We start from the raw sequence: 14,555 nt of genomic DNA on the forward strand, positions 1-14,555 counted from the left end.
GCGGTCGTCCCGGTCAACGGCCCCTGTGAGCGGGCAGGTTCAGCCGGACGTACGCCTCCTCCGCCCGGCCCGGCGGGGTCGCGGTCGTGCCGGAACCGGGAGCCCGTCGGCGGCGGCACTCAGCTCCAGCACACGTGGAACTCGGTGGGCAGCGACTGCAGGGCGGTCAGTTCGGCGGCCAGGTCGGGCGCGGCTGCCTCGACGGGCCGGCCGTCCACCAGCGGGGCGGAGCTGTAGATCTTGCGCAGGGCGAAGCGCCGGCCCACCTCGTCCGCGGGGGCGCGGCCGATCGTGACCCGCAGCCGGTGCGGCTCGTAGCGGATCATGGCGCTCTCCTCCCGGGTGGCCGCGCAGGCGTCGAAGGCGGACCACAGCTCCGGGTCGGTCAGCCGGGCGAGCCGGGCCGGGGTGAGGGCCGGGCCGTGAGCCCCGTCGTGAGCCCGGTCGTCGAGCAGTCGCAGGGCCAGGTGCCGGACCACCGAGACCGGCCCCACGTTGTCCCAGGAGGTGTGCAGCCGCGCTTCCGCGCCGATCAGGCGGACGAGTTCTGCGGCCGTCGGGCGGTCGGCCGACACCACGGCGTCCCGGATGTCGAGCCGGCGCAGCAGCACGGCGGGGTCGGTGTCCACAGGCCGACGACACTCGTCGGGACCGGCGGTGCGGTTTCCACATCCGGGCCCTGATGCTGGTTGTCCATCAGGCCACCTTAGGAGGACGCTTCCCCGAACGTGCCGGCCTCGGTGCCTTCCGTACCGTCGGACGTTTCCGGAAGGGAGGAGACCCAGCCGTCCACCGCGGCCCGCACGCGAGCCTGCACATCCGGGAGATCGGCGCAGCCCTGGTACGTGGAGATCCTCCGCACGATTCGTCGCATGTACGCGTAGTCGCCGGCCAGTGCGACCTGCGCGGCCGCGTTGGCCGTGCCCACGGTCAACCAGTCGTCGCGGAAGTCGAGTTGCGTCCACGGAGCCGCTTCGCAGGCCCGCCTCGCTGCCGCTCTGGTCCGCGGATCGTGACGAGTGGCGGCCGACAGGGCCAGCGTGGCGCACACCGCCGCGCGGAAGCCGCTCGCGGTCCCGTCTGCGGACAGGCGCTCGATGAGTTCTGCGGAGGCCTCGGAGACCGCGTCGGGGCCGGTCGTCCGAGGCTCGCCGTCCGGGAGGATCTCCAGCAGGGAGAAGAGCTCTCTGCAGGCGCTCTCGGGATCGCGGGCGAACTGGCCGAGCATGGTCCGGATCAGTCGTGCGACGGCTTCGGAGCAACGGCCGGCGTCATGCGTGGCCAACATCCGTACGGCATCGACGGCGTTCCTGCCGAGCGTGTGGGATTCCCCGTCGCAGCTCGCGAGCACCGTCCTCTCCGCCACCGAGGCCGCCACGCCGACCTGCCCGGTCCAGAGCAGCAGGCGCGCGAGAGCGAGGTCCTTCCCGAGCTCGTCCTCGGTGGCCATCGCCACGAGTACGCCGTCGACCTCGGCGCGCAGGCGCGTGGACAGCAGCCGCTCCACGACGTCCAGCCGGCTGTCGGTTTCGGTACGTCGGTCGAGCAGGTTCCGCAGCAGGGGCGCCGGGTCCGGCAGCTCGCCGATCTCGAACAGGACCAGGCTCGCGTACAGCCTGACGGCGGGGTCGTCCGGGTCCGCCGCCATCGCCGGGAGGTGGTTCCTGACGGCCTGCTGGAAGCCCGACCGGTCGGCGTCCCGCAGGAGATCGGCGAACTCCTTCGGGGCCGCCCGTACACACAGGGCCAGGATCGGATCCACCTCCGCCGGCTCGCCGGCCACCGCTCGGATGACCTGCAAGGACAGGGCGGGATCACCGGATCTCAGCTGCAACCGGAGCAGTCGGCTGATCTCCCTCCCGCGGCGGTTCGCGGTCCACTCGTCGAGGCCTTCCCGCTCGTGCAGCTCCCGCCTCAGTTCCTCCGTAAGGGACCGGAGCACATCGGCGCAGATCTCCGGAACGGGATCCAGCACGCCGGCCTGCACGAGGACTTCGATCGAGGAGATGGCGGGCCGTTCCGGATCCGCCGACAGTTCCCGCACTGCCGCGACGGCGGCCGTGGTCGCTCCGGCCGCGACCAGCCGGGCCACCGTGATCTCGTTCGACTGCTCGGACTGCAGCAGGTGCACCGCCCTTCCGGGATTCCCCAGGGCGGTGAAGGCGTCGGCGAGGAAACCCTTGGTGGCCGCCGAGCCGACCTCCCGGTCCTCGGCAGTCCCGAGCTCGTCACATGCCTGCTCGGCCAGTTCCGTGGCCATGGCCTGCGCCGGGGGATCCTGCACCCGCGCCAGGACGGAAGCGACGACCGCGCGCGGATCCGACCTGTCGAGGTACACGTTGCCGCCGCGGGTGACTCTCGTCTCGACGCCCGCCGGGGACTGCGCCAGCAGCTCCGAGGCTGCGCTCAGCATCGACTCGACCCCGGAGAGGCGGCTGAGCGTGGGCAGCGTTTCGCACCGGGAGTTGAAGGACAGGGACGTGTCCCTGAGAGTCGCTTCGAGTGCCCGGTGCGCCGGGCCCGTGTCGGGGAGCGCACACAGCACATCGCTGAAGAGACCGAAGTGGAAGTGCGAAGGGGTGCGATCGGCAAGGCGGTGCACGATCCGGATCCGCAGGTCCTCCGGAAGCTGGATCCCGTCGGCGAGAAGGCGACCGGCCAGCAGGGCGTACCGGTCCGGGGTGTTGCCGTCCAGCCCGAATCGCACCTCACTGGTGTAGAGGGTGTAGTCCTCGTACCGGTCGCTGCGGTCCATCAGGAGCACGGCGAGCCGTTCGGCCGCGCGGTCACCCCGTTCGTGGGCCCAGCACGCGATGGTGAGCACGGCCAGCTCGTCACGGGTCTCCGCCAGCGCGGCCGAGAGGAGTTCGTCGGTCTGCCAGTCCCCGCCCGGCCAGGTGTCGGGGAGCGCTCTGGCCGCGTCGCGAGCCACCAGGAACTCGGCGAGGCTCCGGTGGGCCCAGTGCAGTTCCCCCCGTGCGGCGACGCCGTGGAACAGCCCGGTGCCGGACAGCAGCGCACCGATCGCCTCCGCCCAGGCCGCGAAGAAGTCGGGTGGATCGGGCACCCGGCTCTTCGCCCACGCGACGGCGTCCGCGGTCGTCACGGCCGTGTCGGACGCGAGCGTCATCCGCGCCAGATGCGTCAGCAGGCCCGCACGAAGCCCGTACAGCCGGTCCGCGAGGGACTCGTCGCCGCCCTCCTCGACGACCGTCCTCCGCCAGGCGGACCGGCGTCCGCCCTCGGCGTCCCGCCGGAACAGGTACCCGATCAGGTCCTCGTACAGACCTGCCCGGCCGACCGGGAGCTCGCCGGGCAGGTCCCGGTACACCATGAGGGCGATCGACGCGAGCAGCGGCGTCCTGATGATCTGACGCAGGCCCTTGGCGTCGATCTGCCGGAGGAAGCCGTTGACCCTCTCCTCACCGGCGGCCTCGTCGGCCTCCGCGTCGAGCCAGCGGCCGGCCAGCAGCCGGAGCTGGGCATCGTCGAAGGGAGCCAGCCGGTACACGGCGACGTCGTCCTCACGCAGCGACGCCACCTCCGCCGCGGGCAGGGGGCGGGTCGCCACGATCCACCGGAAGGAACTGACCGGCCTGCGCACGTCCGCGGCGATCACGTCGAGCACCCGCCGGCGGGCGGACACGTCGACGATCTCGTCCAGGCCGTCGACCAGCACCAGCCACCGGACGGCGTGGACGGACTCCTCGAAGAGGTCGACCGGCAGACCCGACGAGAGCAGCCCGCCGAGCCTCCGGTGCGCCGAAGCGCGCAGCAGGACGGGAAGCGGCTCGGGACCGGCGAGATCCTGGGGCGCCACCCGCAGCGGCAGGACGGTCCGGTCCAGCAGGACCTCGTCGTCCTCCTCCCCGGTCGTCCACGACCGGGCGAGTCTGCGGGCGATGTGGTGGAGGAAGGTGGACTTGCCGGCCCCCGGCTGTCCCTCCAGGACGACGTGACGGTGCCGGGTCAGCACCTCGTCGGCGGTGATCGGCGCGCTGACCTTCAGGTCCGAGCTGCTGACCGTCTCCTCGACCCGCTGGTACACATAGGTGTCGTCCAGCGACGGGCCGGGCCTGTCCCGCAGACGGTAGTGGTGGACCGGGGAGGCGTTGAGCTCGGCCTCCAGCAGCGCGTGGAGCCCCCGGGACTGCCGTACGGCCTCCACATCGGCGGACGAGCGGTCGACACGGACCTCGGTCAGTCCGTCCCGGGTGAGCGGCAGGCCGATGGCCTCGTGGAGGAACGCCACCTCCTCGCGCGTCAGGTGTTCGTACCACCGGTCGACACGGGCGGCGGACAACTCCCCGGTTCCCTCGTTCTCGTGGTGGTCGGTGACCACCCCGATGACACACCCCGCGCTCCACACGGCCGCACCGGACATGCCTTCCCAGGGACTCCGGTCGCCGAAGGAGCCGTGGAGGCGCGGCGACTGGTCGACGCGGACGGCCAGCCGGCCCTCACGGCGGTTCGAGAAGGCCGGAGCCCTCCCGTCGGTGACGTGGTTGGCGTCCCTGAAGGGCCCCCTGCCGTCGACGGACCGGCGCAGCTTGAAGAGCGGGAAACCGAGCGACGAGCAGGTGACGGTGCCGTCGAGCGCCGGGACGGCCCCGAACCGCACCGGCGACACCGCTGCTCCCGGCCCTGCCGACCGGTCCTCGCCGTCGTCGAGGCCCACCACGGCGAGATCGAGTCGATCGTGGCTCCACAGGACGGTGCCGCGCACCGTCCACTCGCCGGGCTGGTCCGCCCGGAACCGCACGCGCAGGTCGTCCGCATCGCGGACGACGTGGCCGGCCGTGAGCACGCTCCGGGACGTCACCCGGTATCCGGACCCGCGCTCGTCCCTGCCGTCGACCGTGGTGACCAGGATCTCCGCGGCGCGATCCGGATCCAGCCCCGTGGAGGCCGGGAACCGCCGGCCGGCTGCTCCGTTCACCGCTCAGCTCTCACTTCTCAGCTCTCACTTCCCACGGTGCACCGCTCACCGTGCACCGTGCTCACCGTTCTCCGGCGACGGCGGAGCCGGACACGTGCGGACTCCTGCCCGTGCTCCTGAGACGGGGCTTCAGCGTGAGCTTGAGCTGCTGCGTGTCGGTCTGTCCCATCTTGCCGTTGCCGCCCAGCTCCAGGACCCAGAACTTGACCTTCGCCGTGCCCCCTCCGCCCTTCTCCAGGGCGACGGTCAGCTCAAGCTCGATGTCCCCGAGCTCCAGTTCGAGCTCTTCGTCGGCCGCGGCCTCGATCGCTCGTCCCAGTTGGCTGCGCAGGTCCCGGATCACATCGGACAGCTCGATCACGGCCACTCCCTCGGCGATGTGCAGTGACGGCCGATTGTAGGGCGCGGCAGGGGAGTTGCCATGACGATCAGTCAAAACAACCCCCGTAGATACGGACCGCCCTTGGCCCGCTGATCACAGCGGGCCAAGGGCGCGAACGCCTCAGCTGCGAACTCCTCCAACCGGCCCCGTCACACCGCGAGCTCTCCGGCCCTCACACGACCGGAGAACTACCGGCCACACGACGACGTGACGAGCCACCTGACGAAGCACTACTGGTGCGCCGTGGCCCGGCGTGGGAGTTCCCGGCCGGGTGCGGGCGGCAGCCCGATCCGAGCCAGGTCGGTGCGTTCGGCGTCGGGCGCATCGAGGGACTTCGCGTGCTTGGCCGCATCGACGGAACCGGGTCCGTGGATGGTGAGTTCGAAGTCCTGGTGCGCCTTGACGTCCGGAGCGAACGGCAGGCGGATCCGCCCGTCCGCGACCAGACGGCGCACCTCGGCCCGGCTCAGGCCGAGACCGAGCTGGAGCAGCCGCTCCACCCGGACCGGGGCGGGCAGCTCGAAGCGCACCTGCACCGAGAGCGGGTTCGGGTCGTCGAGCGCGTACAGCGGCATCCGGGCCTCCAGCTCCCACGTCCCGGTCCAGTCGAGCCGGTACCGGTTCTTCGCCGCGAGCGACGCGCTCGTCACCAACTCCCGTACCGCTGCCGGGTCGTTGATCTCGTACGCCACCAGTCGGGCCGGCTCCAGCGTCGAGACGTGGACGCGCTCGTGGACGGGCACCTTCGAGGTCCGGTCGCACGTCGCGCAGGTCAACAGCAGCCAGACGTCGAGCAGCTTGCCGCTCGCGTTGACGCGGATCTTCCCCGAGGCGCGGTGCCGCATGCCGGGACAGTCCGGGCAGGACCGGACGACGGTGGGCAGGGCGGACTGACGCACGGCCCACAGGGCCTTGCGGTCGGTATTCATGTGTGTTGGGTGCTTTCAGGACTCAGCAGGAGGGCATGCCGAACTCACTCGGCGGCTCCCGCTCTCTGACGGATGCTCACGAGGGGCGCGACCCATCGCCCCGGGGCCGGTTCGTCAGGCCCCGAGGTCGATCGCGCGACAGGTACGTACTACGTGGCAGTCATCAAAAGTCCATGCGGGCGATCATGATCGAGAGGGCGGCCCGCGGCAACCGATTTTCCCCGTGCCCGATCGGCTGGACTGCTCTCAGTAGTTCTGGTTCTCGCTCTCCGTGGTCAGCCACTGGATGTGCTCGTGGAACTGGCGCCCCGCGGTCTGGAACAGGGCGTGCTCGCCGGTCCGGAGGCTCTCGACGCCGAACTCCTCGCTCAGGTGCTGGTCCACCACCTTGATGAGCCCGAACGGGCCGGTGGCCGCCGGGCCCACCATGTGCAGCTCCTCGGCGTCCATGCCGGACGTGTCGGCGGCCACCTTGGCGATCATCCGGTCCATCACGGCGGAGTTCTTCTGCGCGGCGATGAAGTGGTTGCCGTAGCCGCCGGTGTCCAGCAGGTACTGGGCCGCGATCCGGACCTGGTCGCCGACGGGCAGACCGGAGGCGTGCCCGGCCCCGGCGGTGTCGAGGGTGCCCTTCAGGCTCTTCGAGTCGCGGATCAGCGGGCCGAGCACGGGGACGTCGGTGTCGCGGAGCTGGGGCTTCGTCCGCTGCAGGTCGATGCCCCCCGAGCCCAGGTCCACGTCGGCGTACACGCCGCCGTGCTTCTTCAGGATGCTGTAGCGGGCGACGTCCGAGGCCAGCGGGTACGCCTTCTGATTCCCCGTCGTGGCGGTGGTGTAGATCTCCCGCACCCGGTCGTCGAGCGCCTCCTCGATGCTCCGGAACTTCAGCTTCCCGGTCAGCTTGACACGGAGGGTGTCACCGGTACGCCAGGTGCTGTTCCGGTCGGTCCACAGGTTGATGCTCCAGTCGGAGTTCTGCGCCCTCGCCGCCCAGCTGACGATCTGGTCGAGCGCGGGCTTGCTGATCGGCTGCCCGATCCAGATGAAGTGGACCTCCGGCGGGATCCTGGGCCGGTCGTCGGCGTGGTTGCCCGCGACCGCCGTCCGCAGGGCGTCGAGGTAGTCGGGCACGGGAGAGAGCTCGGCCAACCGCTTCAGGAGCAGCTCCACCGCCTCGTGGTTCCCCTTCGCCAGCGAGGTCAGGGCGTAGTCGAAGACGTCGTCGGCCTGGTCCGAGTCCAACGGCTGGCGCCCCGCCCTGTCCTGGCCCTCGCGGGTCAGGTTCAGCGGAGCCCGCTGCACGGCGGTGCCGTGGTCGGCCGCGCAACCGGGACCGTGCGCGTGCCGCTCCTGCTCCATCATCCGGGCAACCGCGGCGTTGCCCACCGAGCGCTGCAGGGCCGTCACCTCGCCCGGGCTGCGCGGCCGGCCCGGTGCGGGCGCCGCGGACACCGCCGGAGCCGCCGGTACGGCCGGCCTGCGCCCCGCCTGCCGGGATCCCCGCTCCGCGGGTGCCGACCGCTGCGCCCCGGTGACGTGTTCGCGCATCGCGTGGTTCTCCTCGATCGTGCCCGGGGGCGAGCGGGTGCCGTGGGTGGGCGGGTGCCGCGGGTGGGTGTCCGGAGGCAGTAGAGCAAGTCCGCGTACGCGCCACCAGGGCCCCGCGGCTGTCGCGGGGGCAGAGCCGTCTGCCCGTCCGGGCACGGCGTGGGCCCGCTTGGCCGGTACGGGGCTCCGACGGCGGTGATGCGGGCGGGGGCGGACGGCGCGGGTGCTGGTGCGGGCGGGGGCGGAGGTGCTCTGCCCGTGGCGAATCTGCGGCGGGCAGAGAAACCGTACCCGCGGGCCGTCCCGGGGCAAGGGTGGAGAACGACGGAACACCAGCCTCGACCGAGGAGACCGGATGACTGCACTCGGCACGCTCTCGCCCCGCGCGGACGAGGGCGGCACACCGCCCAGCCGCTTCGACGACCAGCTCGCGGCGCAGCTGCTCGCCCAGCGGATCGTCCTGCTCGGCACCCAGGTCGACGACGTGTCGGCCAACCGGGTGTGCGCGCAGCTGCTGCTGCTGTCGGCGGAGGACCCGCACACCGACATCTGCCTGTACATCAACAGCCCCGGCGGGTCGGTCACCGCGGGCCTCGCCATCTACGACACCATGCGGCTCCTCCCGAACGACGTCTCGACGCTGGCGATGGGGTTCGCCGCCAGCATGGGCCAGTTCCTGCTCGCCGTGGGGGCGCCCGGCAAGCGGTTCGCGCTGCCGAACGCGCGGATCATGATGCACCAGCCCTCGGCCGGCATCGGCGGCAGTGCCGCCGACATCGTGATCCAGGCGCAGAACCTGCAGTACACCAAGAAGGCCATCGAGCGGATCACCGCCGAGCACACCGGGCAGAGCGAGGAGACGATCGCGCGGGACGGCGACCGCGACCGCTGGTTCACGGCCGAGCAGGCCAAGGAGTACGGGATCGTGGACCGGGTGGTGGAGTCGCTCGCCGACATCCGCCCGGCCGTCTCGCGCCGACGGATGGGGCTGTGACATGGGCTCGTACACGGTTCCCTACGTCATCGAGCGCACCGCGCAGGGCGAGCGGTCCTACGACGTCTTCAGCCGGCTGCTGAACGAGCGGATCGTCTTCCTCGGCACCGAGATCGACGACGGCGTCGCCAACGTGGTCATCGCGCAGCTCCTCCACCTGGAGTCGGAGAACCCGGAGCGCGAGATCTCGATCTACCTCAACTCGCCCGGCGGATCGTTCACGTCGCTGATGGCGATCTACGACACGATGACCTTCGTGCAGGCGCCGATCTCCACGTTCTGCGTCGGCCAGGCGGCGTCGACGGCGGCGGTGCTGCTGGCCGGCGGGGATCCCGGGCGGCGCTTCGTGCTCCGGCACGCGCGGGTGCTGCTCGGCCAGCCGGCCAGCGGCGGGCGGCAGGGGACGGTCTCCGACCTCAGCCTCGCGGCCGAGGAGGTGGTCCGGGTCCGCGCGCAGGTGGAGGAGGTCCTGTCCCGGCACACGCACCACGACGCGGCGACGCTGCGCGCGGACATGGACCGGGACAAGGTGTTCACCGCCGAGGAGGCCGTCGCCTACGGGCTGGCCGACGCGGTGCTGAGCCGGCGGGCCGCGCTCGCCTGAGCCGCCTCCGTGTGAGTGGCGTTCGCCTGAGCCGCGCCCGACTGAGCTGCGGCGTGGACGGCGGCCGAACCGGAGGCCGAACGGGTGGCCGAACCGGCGGCCGGTACGACGGGGGTGTACCGGCCGCCGCTTCGGGTGCTCCGGCGGACGTCAGGCGGCGAGGCAGAGCCCGTCGTACTGCGCCGTGGGCGTGGTGCGCCCCAGGCCCGTCCGGCCGGTCCGGGCCGTACGGCTGCGGGCGTACCGGGCCAGGTCGTCCTGGGCGAGCGAGAGCAGGTCGCCGAGGCCGAGCCCGAGGGCCCGGGCGGCGGCCGCGAGCACCTCGGAGGAGGCCTCCTTGCGGCCGCGCTCCAGCTCCGACAGGTACGGCATCGAGATCCGGGCCTCCTCCGCGACGTCCTTCAACGTGCGTTCCTGGGCCAGCCGTTCGCGGCGCAGCACACCGCCGACGAGGTCGCGCCAGAGCGGCTCCCTCGGCGCGGGCTCCGGTGCGGCTCCGGCCGGCCGCTGCGGGGCGCGGGCGGCCCCGTCGGGCGCGGGCGGCGAGGCCTGCCGGCGCAGGGGGATGACGCGGGCTTCGTTCGGCGCATGAGTGCTCACCCCCTCAGCCTAGGGATCCGCGGCGCCGTGGGAAGACGGCGGCGTTCTGCCCTGGGTGAAGCCGCGCGGGCTCGGGGGCGGGCGTCACCGCGGTTCGGGGACCGGCGCCAGGTCGTGGACCAGGAAGTGGAGTTGCACGTCGTCCGTCGAGTCCGCCCACAGCCCGTCGGCGTCGAGCACCGACGCCGCGACCATCCGCGCCTCGGCGACCAGCTCCGGGTGGTGGTCGAAGCCCGGCCACGGAAGGACGGGGTAGTCGTTCGCCTCGCCGAACCGCCGCACCCGCTCGATGTCGCCCAGGACCGCCGGCGGCAGCGCGTCGTTGGCCCAGGACCACAACCAGGTCTGCCGGGCGAGGCTGACAGTGCCGATCATCGTGAGCCGGCCGGTGAGGAACACCGCCCCGCCGCGGGACCAGGTGATCCGCGCGTCGTCCATCGACCAGTGGTACTGCACGTCGTCGCCCGACAGGCCGTAGCGCTCGACCATGAGGGCCTGCCGCGTGTGGGCACGCTCCCGGGCCGCGAACACGACCTCCTCCCAGTCGGAGTGGTCATGCTGCGCGTGGTCGTCCACCGGTCCTCCTCGTACGGAACTGTCGGCGGGATGCTCCCACCCGGGCTGCTGCTGCCGACCACCGGGTCCGGGCCGGCGGTGGTCCGGGCCGGCCGGGTGTCGGGCGGGTCGGTACCCGGTCCCCACCCGGTCCCGTTCTGAGTACCGCTACTCAGGCGGCCGGTGGCGGTGCCCGGCGAGGATGGCGGTGCCGCGCCACGGAGGGCGAGGAAGGCCGCGAAGGCCATGCAGGCCGCGAAGGCCAGGAAGGAAGCCCCGCCATGCTCAGCAGGATCGCCGGTGCCCTGGTGCCCGTCCTCGGTCGTCTGTCCGTCACCTGTGAGGTGGCCGGTCCGGTCGCGCCGGGCAGCATCGTCGCCGCCAACCACAGCTCGCTCGCCGATCCGGGCGTGGTACTGGCAGCCCTGCGCAGGCTGGGCACCGAGCCGGTGGTGATGGCGACCGCCGGGCTGTGGCGGGTGCCCGTGCTCGGCGGGGTGCTGCGGGCAGGCGGTCACATCCCTGTCCACCGCGGGACGGCCAGGGCCGCCGCCGCCCTCGACTCCGCCGCGGCGGCGCTCGCGGCCGGCCGGGTCGTGCTGATCTACGGCGAGGGCGGCCTGCCGAAGCGCCGGGACTCCGGTGACGCGCAGCCCGGTGCCTTCCGTACCGGTCTGGCCCGGCTGGCGGCGGCGAGCGGCGCCCCGGTGGTGCCGCTCGGCCAGTGCGGCGCCCGCCGCCTGAGCTCCGGCAGCGCCGCCAAGCAGCTCGCCGGCTTCGCCACCGCCCCGCTGCGGCGCCCGGCCCTGCACGTCCACCTCGGCGCCCCGCTCCACCTGGAGGGCGACGTCGCCCAGGCGACGGCCGCCGCCCACCACGCCGTCACCGCGGCCTGGCACGCCGCCGAGCGGCACCTGTCGGGCGACCTCGGCCCGGCCGGGAGGGCTGCCGACCGGGCCGCGTGAACCCGCGGGCGGGTGGTGCGCTCGGCCGACCGGAGTTCCGATCGCACGCCCGGTCTGCGGACTCGGGCACGCCCGGACTGCTGCCCGCCGGTCGGCGCTCCGCCGGGGGCGTCAGCGGGGGTGGCCGGCGTCGTCCGTGGTGAGGACCTGGGTGTTGAACCTGACCTGCCAGGCGACCACCCACCCGTCGGTGTGCTCGCACACCACGGCGCCGTCCTGCCAGGTCCCGTTGTCCTGGTACCAGGGGCTGCCGACCGGGTCGCCCTGGTTGAGGTGGACGTCGTGGACTCCCAGCCCGTCGTCGAAGCGCTGCCCGAAGACGTAGATCCGGCTCGCGGCCCGGACGTGCGGGAGCAGGACGTCCAGCGCGTTGTCGCCGTTGCTGCTCACCCACGGGAAGGCGCGGACCGGGAGGCCGGCGGCCAGCCGGTCGGCGAGGTCCGGTCCGTACGCGGGGGAGCCGGGCGCGGGGCGGTTCAGGGCGATGCGGGCCTTGCGGAACAGCGCCGCCGCCTCGGCGAGCCATGCGGTGTCCTGGAGCATCGGGCTGCGCGCGTAGTCGAGCGCGCCGGAGTCCGGGGTGGAGGCCAGCGGGTGGAACCCGTCGGCCAGGGCCCGGACGGCGGCGATGCGGTCCACCGTCAGGTCGTCCACCAGCCGGTAGGAGACCCCGACGTCGGTCGGGGCGTCGACGTCGAGGGCGGTGGGGCAGAGGCCGTCGGGCGTGGCGAGGGTGAGGTGGCCGTGGTACCAGTGCCCGAAGTGGTGGGACGGGTCCCGGGTGAACGAGTGGAAGGTGCCGGCGGCCACGCCGTAGAGGGGGAGGGGCATGCCACCAGGATCCGGTCCGACGCCGCTCCCACCCAGCGGGTACCGGCCGTGCGTGTGACGCCCGGCCGGCCCACCCGGCGGCCCCGGCGGTCCGTGGGGCCTCGCGGACCCGGGTGACGGGCCCGTGGCTACAGATCGGGCAACCGGTCCTCGGGTGTGGGGGAGCGCCGCTCCTCCAGCCAGTGGAGGTAGACCCGCAGGTCGGTCGCCAGGCCGTCGGCGATGTAGCGCTCGAAGTCCCGGACGGCCGCGGCGATGCCCTGGCCCGACCGGTCGTCGCCCTCGTCCCACGGGCACGGGCTACGGGCTCGGACAGCGGAGGCCCCCGACCCCGCCCGACCCCGCCCCCGAGGGCCCGGCCGGCCGCCGTAATTCGCTTGCCCGGCGCCGGTGGTGGTGGATGCAATGTCCGGCATGATCCCGCAGGTGCGCGCGCCGCGGAGGTGAGGAGCGCGGCGGGGCTGGGCGGACGCGGACGACCGGGACTCGCCGCTCCGCCGACGTCGCCCGCGCTGCCTGCGACCGAACCGTCAGGCGGGAGACGCCCACGCATGAGTACCTCACCATCGTCGTCCGGAGCGGCGCACCCTGACGGATCTCCGGTGCGGATCGGCGCGCTCGTACCGCTGACCCGGCCCGGCTGGGTCGAGGCCGGGCGCCACGTGCTCGCCGGGCTGGAAACCGCCGTCCGCGAGGTCAACGACGGCGGCGGGATCGCCGGAAGGCCGCTCGAACTGCTGGTCCGGGACTCCGCGGCCGATCCGCAGCGGGCCGAGGCGGCGGTGGAGGAACTGGCCGGCCTTGGCGTGGCCGCCCTGGCGGGGGAGTACCACAGCGTCGTCGCCCGCGCCGTCGCGGCCAGGGCGGACGCCCTCGGCCTGCCGTACCTCTGCTCGTCGGCGGTGCTCGACGCGCTCGTCGAGCAGCCGACGCCGTGGGTCGCGCGGCTGTGCCCGGCGCAGTCGCACGGCTGGCGCACCTACGCGGACTTCCTCCTCGGCGCGGGCCACCGGCGGATCGCCGTGGCCGTGCAGCCGAGCGTCTACTGGGCGGCCGGGACCCGCATCCTGCGGGAGCACGTCGCCGCGCAGGGCGGCACCGTCGTCGAGCTCGACGCGGTCGCGCTCGCGCCGGACGCCGTGTGCGAGGAACTCGTCCGGCACGGGGCGACGGCCCTGCTCCTCCTGGTCGGCCAGCCGGATCCGGCGGTGCCGATCGTCAGGTCCGTCCGCCGCGACCGGCGCCTCGCCGGGGTCCTGATCGGTGCTCCGGCCGGGCAGCCGGAGTTCGCCGAATGGGCGGCGCTGCTGGGCGACGACGGCGCGGCGATCCCGTTCCTGCGCTACCTTCCCGAGCAGCTGGGCCCGCTGGGCATGAGCGTGGAGGCGGCCCTTCGCGAGCGGCTGGGCGAAGCGCCGTCCTTCGTCGCCTTCGAGGGCTACGACACGGTCACCGTCCTCGCCGAGGTGCTGCGTTCGCACGGCACGGACCGGGCGCGGATCGCCGAAGCGTGGCCGCAGGTCAGCGTCGAGGGCACCCGCGGGCGGATCCGGTTCTCCCGCACGCCGGGCGTCGACGTCTGGCAGTGGGCGTGGCCGCCGGTCCAGGTCGTCGACCGGGATCCGGCGGCACCCGACCGCTTCCGCGTCCTGCACTCCGGCTGAGCGGACCCGCGGGCACCGGCCGGCCCGGACGAACGGGCGGCCGACGCCGCGAGGTCAGGAGGAGTACGGGCCGCCGCTGTGGATGTCGACGCAGGCCCACACGTTCGGCGTGTCCGTGAAGGAGCCGCACAGTCGTCCCCAGGCGACCTCGATGTCGGTCCACTCCGCGGTGATCCGCCCGTCGCGGGCGGTGCCGGTCATCCGCTCGTGGACCTCGACCTGGTGGTCGCCCTCGTGGAGGACCGCGGTGGACTGCCTCGCCCTGCCCGGGTTGGTCCAGGTGACCGTCAGGTGCCGTGCCCAGTCGTCGTGTCCGTCGACGGCGATGCACACCTGCGGGCCGGACCAGTTGTGGGTGCAGGCGTCGCCGCTGCGCCGGCCCGCGGCGACGGCCGGTGCGGCGGTGGCGAGCAGGACGGCGGCGGCCGCGGTGGCGAGTGCCGCGGCCCTGGTGACGGCCTGGTGCATGCGAGCCCCTTCCCCTTCTTCTGCCTGCGGTGCGCCCGCGGGGCGTTCCGGCGGGCACGGGGGTGAACGAGCCGGG

General features: G+C 73.3%; 14 protein-coding genes. 4 read left to right on the forward strand and 10 right to left on the reverse strand.

Going from position 1 to position 14,555, the window contains the following annotated elements; all coding sequences use genetic code 11:
- Positions 1–119: 119 nt before the first annotated feature.
- The 5 genes from ACIRST_RS20285 to ACIRST_RS20305 form a co-directional block, all read right to left on the reverse strand.
- Positions 120–629 (reverse strand): hypothetical protein, encoded by a 510-nt coding sequence (locus tag ACIRST_RS20285; RefSeq protein ID WP_402803312.1) that lies wholly within the window; start codon positions 627–629, stop codon positions 120–122.
- A 77-nt stretch (positions 630–706) separates the two neighbouring features.
- A complete protein-coding gene (locus ACIRST_RS20290; RefSeq protein ID WP_402803314.1) occupies positions 707–4,939 on the reverse strand; it encodes a trypsin-like peptidase domain-containing protein in 4,233 nt (1,410 codons plus the stop codon).
- A gap of 61 nt (positions 4,940–5,000) precedes the next feature.
- Positions 5,001–5,300 (reverse strand): trypco2 family protein, encoded by a 300-nt coding sequence (locus ACIRST_RS20295; protein ID WP_350520433.1) that lies wholly within the window; start codon positions 5,298–5,300, stop codon positions 5,001–5,003.
- Between the two features lie 251 nt (positions 5,301–5,551).
- A complete protein-coding gene (locus ACIRST_RS20300) occupies positions 5,552–6,250 on the reverse strand; it encodes a DUF1062 domain-containing protein (RefSeq protein ID WP_350520434.1) in 699 nt (232 codons plus the stop codon).
- Positions 6,251–6,496: 246 nt separating this feature from the next.
- Positions 6,497–7,798: a glycosyltransferase gene (locus ACIRST_RS20305; RefSeq protein WP_402803317.1), complete on the reverse strand. Its 1,302-nt coding sequence runs from the start codon at positions 7,796–7,798 to the stop codon at positions 6,497–6,499.
- A gap of 355 nt (positions 7,799–8,153) precedes the next feature.
- Between ACIRST_RS20305 and ACIRST_RS20310 the strand changes: the two genes are divergently transcribed.
- A complete protein-coding gene (locus ACIRST_RS20310) occupies positions 8,154–8,792 on the forward strand; it encodes a ClpP family protease (protein WP_402803319.1) in 639 nt (212 codons plus the stop codon).
- Between the two features lies 1 nt (position 8,793).
- Positions 8,794–9,396: a ClpP family protease gene (locus ACIRST_RS20315; protein ID WP_402803321.1), complete on the forward strand. Its 603-nt coding sequence runs from the start codon at positions 8,794–8,796 to the stop codon at positions 9,394–9,396.
- A 150-nt stretch (positions 9,397–9,546) separates the two neighbouring features.
- On the opposite strand, the gene ACIRST_RS20320 is transcribed toward ACIRST_RS20315, so the two are convergent.
- Both ACIRST_RS20320 and ACIRST_RS20325 read right to left on the reverse strand, forming a co-directional pair.
- The gene (locus ACIRST_RS20320; protein ID WP_350520438.1) at positions 9,547–9,996 is read right to left on the reverse strand and encodes a helix-turn-helix transcriptional regulator; all 450 of its coding nucleotides are present in this window, start codon (positions 9,994–9,996) and stop codon (positions 9,547–9,549) included.
- Between the two features lie 84 nt (positions 9,997–10,080).
- Positions 10,081–10,572, reverse strand: a complete 492-nt coding sequence (locus tag ACIRST_RS20325) for a DUF6882 domain-containing protein (protein WP_402803323.1) — start codon at positions 10,570–10,572, stop codon at positions 10,081–10,083.
- 260 nt (positions 10,573–10,832) lie between these two features.
- Here ACIRST_RS20325 and ACIRST_RS20330 point away from each other — a divergent pair, with 260 nt between their 5' ends.
- Positions 10,833–11,516 (forward strand): lysophospholipid acyltransferase family protein, encoded by a 684-nt coding sequence (locus tag ACIRST_RS20330; RefSeq protein ID WP_402803325.1) that lies wholly within the window; start codon positions 10,833–10,835, stop codon positions 11,514–11,516.
- Between the two features lie 111 nt (positions 11,517–11,627).
- On the opposite strand, the gene ACIRST_RS20335 is transcribed toward ACIRST_RS20330, so the two are convergent.
- On the reverse strand, positions 11,628–12,347 hold the full coding sequence (locus ACIRST_RS20335; RefSeq protein WP_402803327.1) for a DUF2278 family protein: 720 nt from the start codon (positions 12,345–12,347) through the stop codon (positions 11,628–11,630).
- Between the two features lie 128 nt (positions 12,348–12,475).
- Positions 12,476–12,763: a hypothetical protein gene (locus ACIRST_RS20340; protein WP_402803329.1), complete on the reverse strand. Its 288-nt coding sequence runs from the start codon at positions 12,761–12,763 to the stop codon at positions 12,476–12,478.
- 135 nt (positions 12,764–12,898) lie between these two features.
- Between ACIRST_RS20340 and ACIRST_RS20345 the strand changes: the two genes are divergently transcribed.
- Entirely contained in the window at positions 12,899–14,011 is a 1,113-nt protein-coding gene (locus ACIRST_RS20345; protein ID WP_402803330.1) for an ABC transporter substrate-binding protein, read from the forward strand.
- A 54-nt stretch (positions 14,012–14,065) separates the two neighbouring features.
- On the opposite strand, the gene ACIRST_RS20350 is transcribed toward ACIRST_RS20345, so the two are convergent.
- Positions 14,066–14,479 carry a hypothetical protein gene (locus tag ACIRST_RS20350; RefSeq protein WP_402803332.1) on the reverse strand — a complete coding sequence of 138 codons (414 nt, stop codon included), beginning with the start codon at positions 14,477–14,479 and terminating at the stop codon, positions 14,066–14,068.
- Positions 14,480–14,555 lie beyond the last annotated feature (76 nt).

This window comes from Kitasatospora sp. NPDC101447, assembly GCF_044767225.1.
Classification (GTDB): domain Bacteria; phylum Actinomycetota; class Actinomycetes; order Streptomycetales; family Streptomycetaceae; genus Kitasatospora.

What these genes read in the sequence shown, in the direction of transcription:
- ACIRST_RS20300 (WP_350520434.1), bottom strand. Translation starts at nt 6,250, where the DNA reads ATGAATACCGACCGCAAGGCCCTGTGGGCCGTGCGTCAGTCCGCCCTG.
- ACIRST_RS20305 (WP_402803317.1), bottom strand. Translation starts at nt 7,798, where the DNA reads ATGCGCGAACACGTCACCGGGGCGCAGCGGTCGGCACCCGCGGAGCGG.
- ACIRST_RS20310 (WP_402803319.1), top strand. Translation starts at nt 8,154, where the DNA reads ATGACTGCACTCGGCACGCTCTCGCCCCGCGCGGACGAGGGCGGCACA.
- ACIRST_RS20315 (WP_402803321.1), top strand. Translation starts at nt 8,794, where the DNA reads ATGGGCTCGTACACGGTTCCCTACGTCATCGAGCGCACCGCGCAGGGC.
- ACIRST_RS20330 (WP_402803325.1), top strand. Translation starts at nt 10,833, where the DNA reads ATGCTCAGCAGGATCGCCGGTGCCCTGGTGCCCGTCCTCGGTCGTCTG.
- ACIRST_RS20335 (WP_402803327.1), bottom strand. Translation starts at nt 12,347, where the DNA reads ATGCCCCTCCCCCTCTACGGCGTGGCCGCCGGCACCTTCCACTCGTTC.
- ACIRST_RS20340 (WP_402803329.1), bottom strand. Translation starts at nt 12,763, where the DNA reads ATGCCGGACATTGCATCCACCACCACCGGCGCCGGGCAAGCGAATTAC.
- ACIRST_RS20345 (WP_402803330.1), top strand. Translation starts at nt 12,899, where the DNA reads ATGAGTACCTCACCATCGTCGTCCGGAGCGGCGCACCCTGACGGATCT.
- ACIRST_RS20350 (WP_402803332.1), bottom strand. Translation starts at nt 14,479, where the DNA reads ATGCACCAGGCCGTCACCAGGGCCGCGGCACTCGCCACCGCGGCCGCC.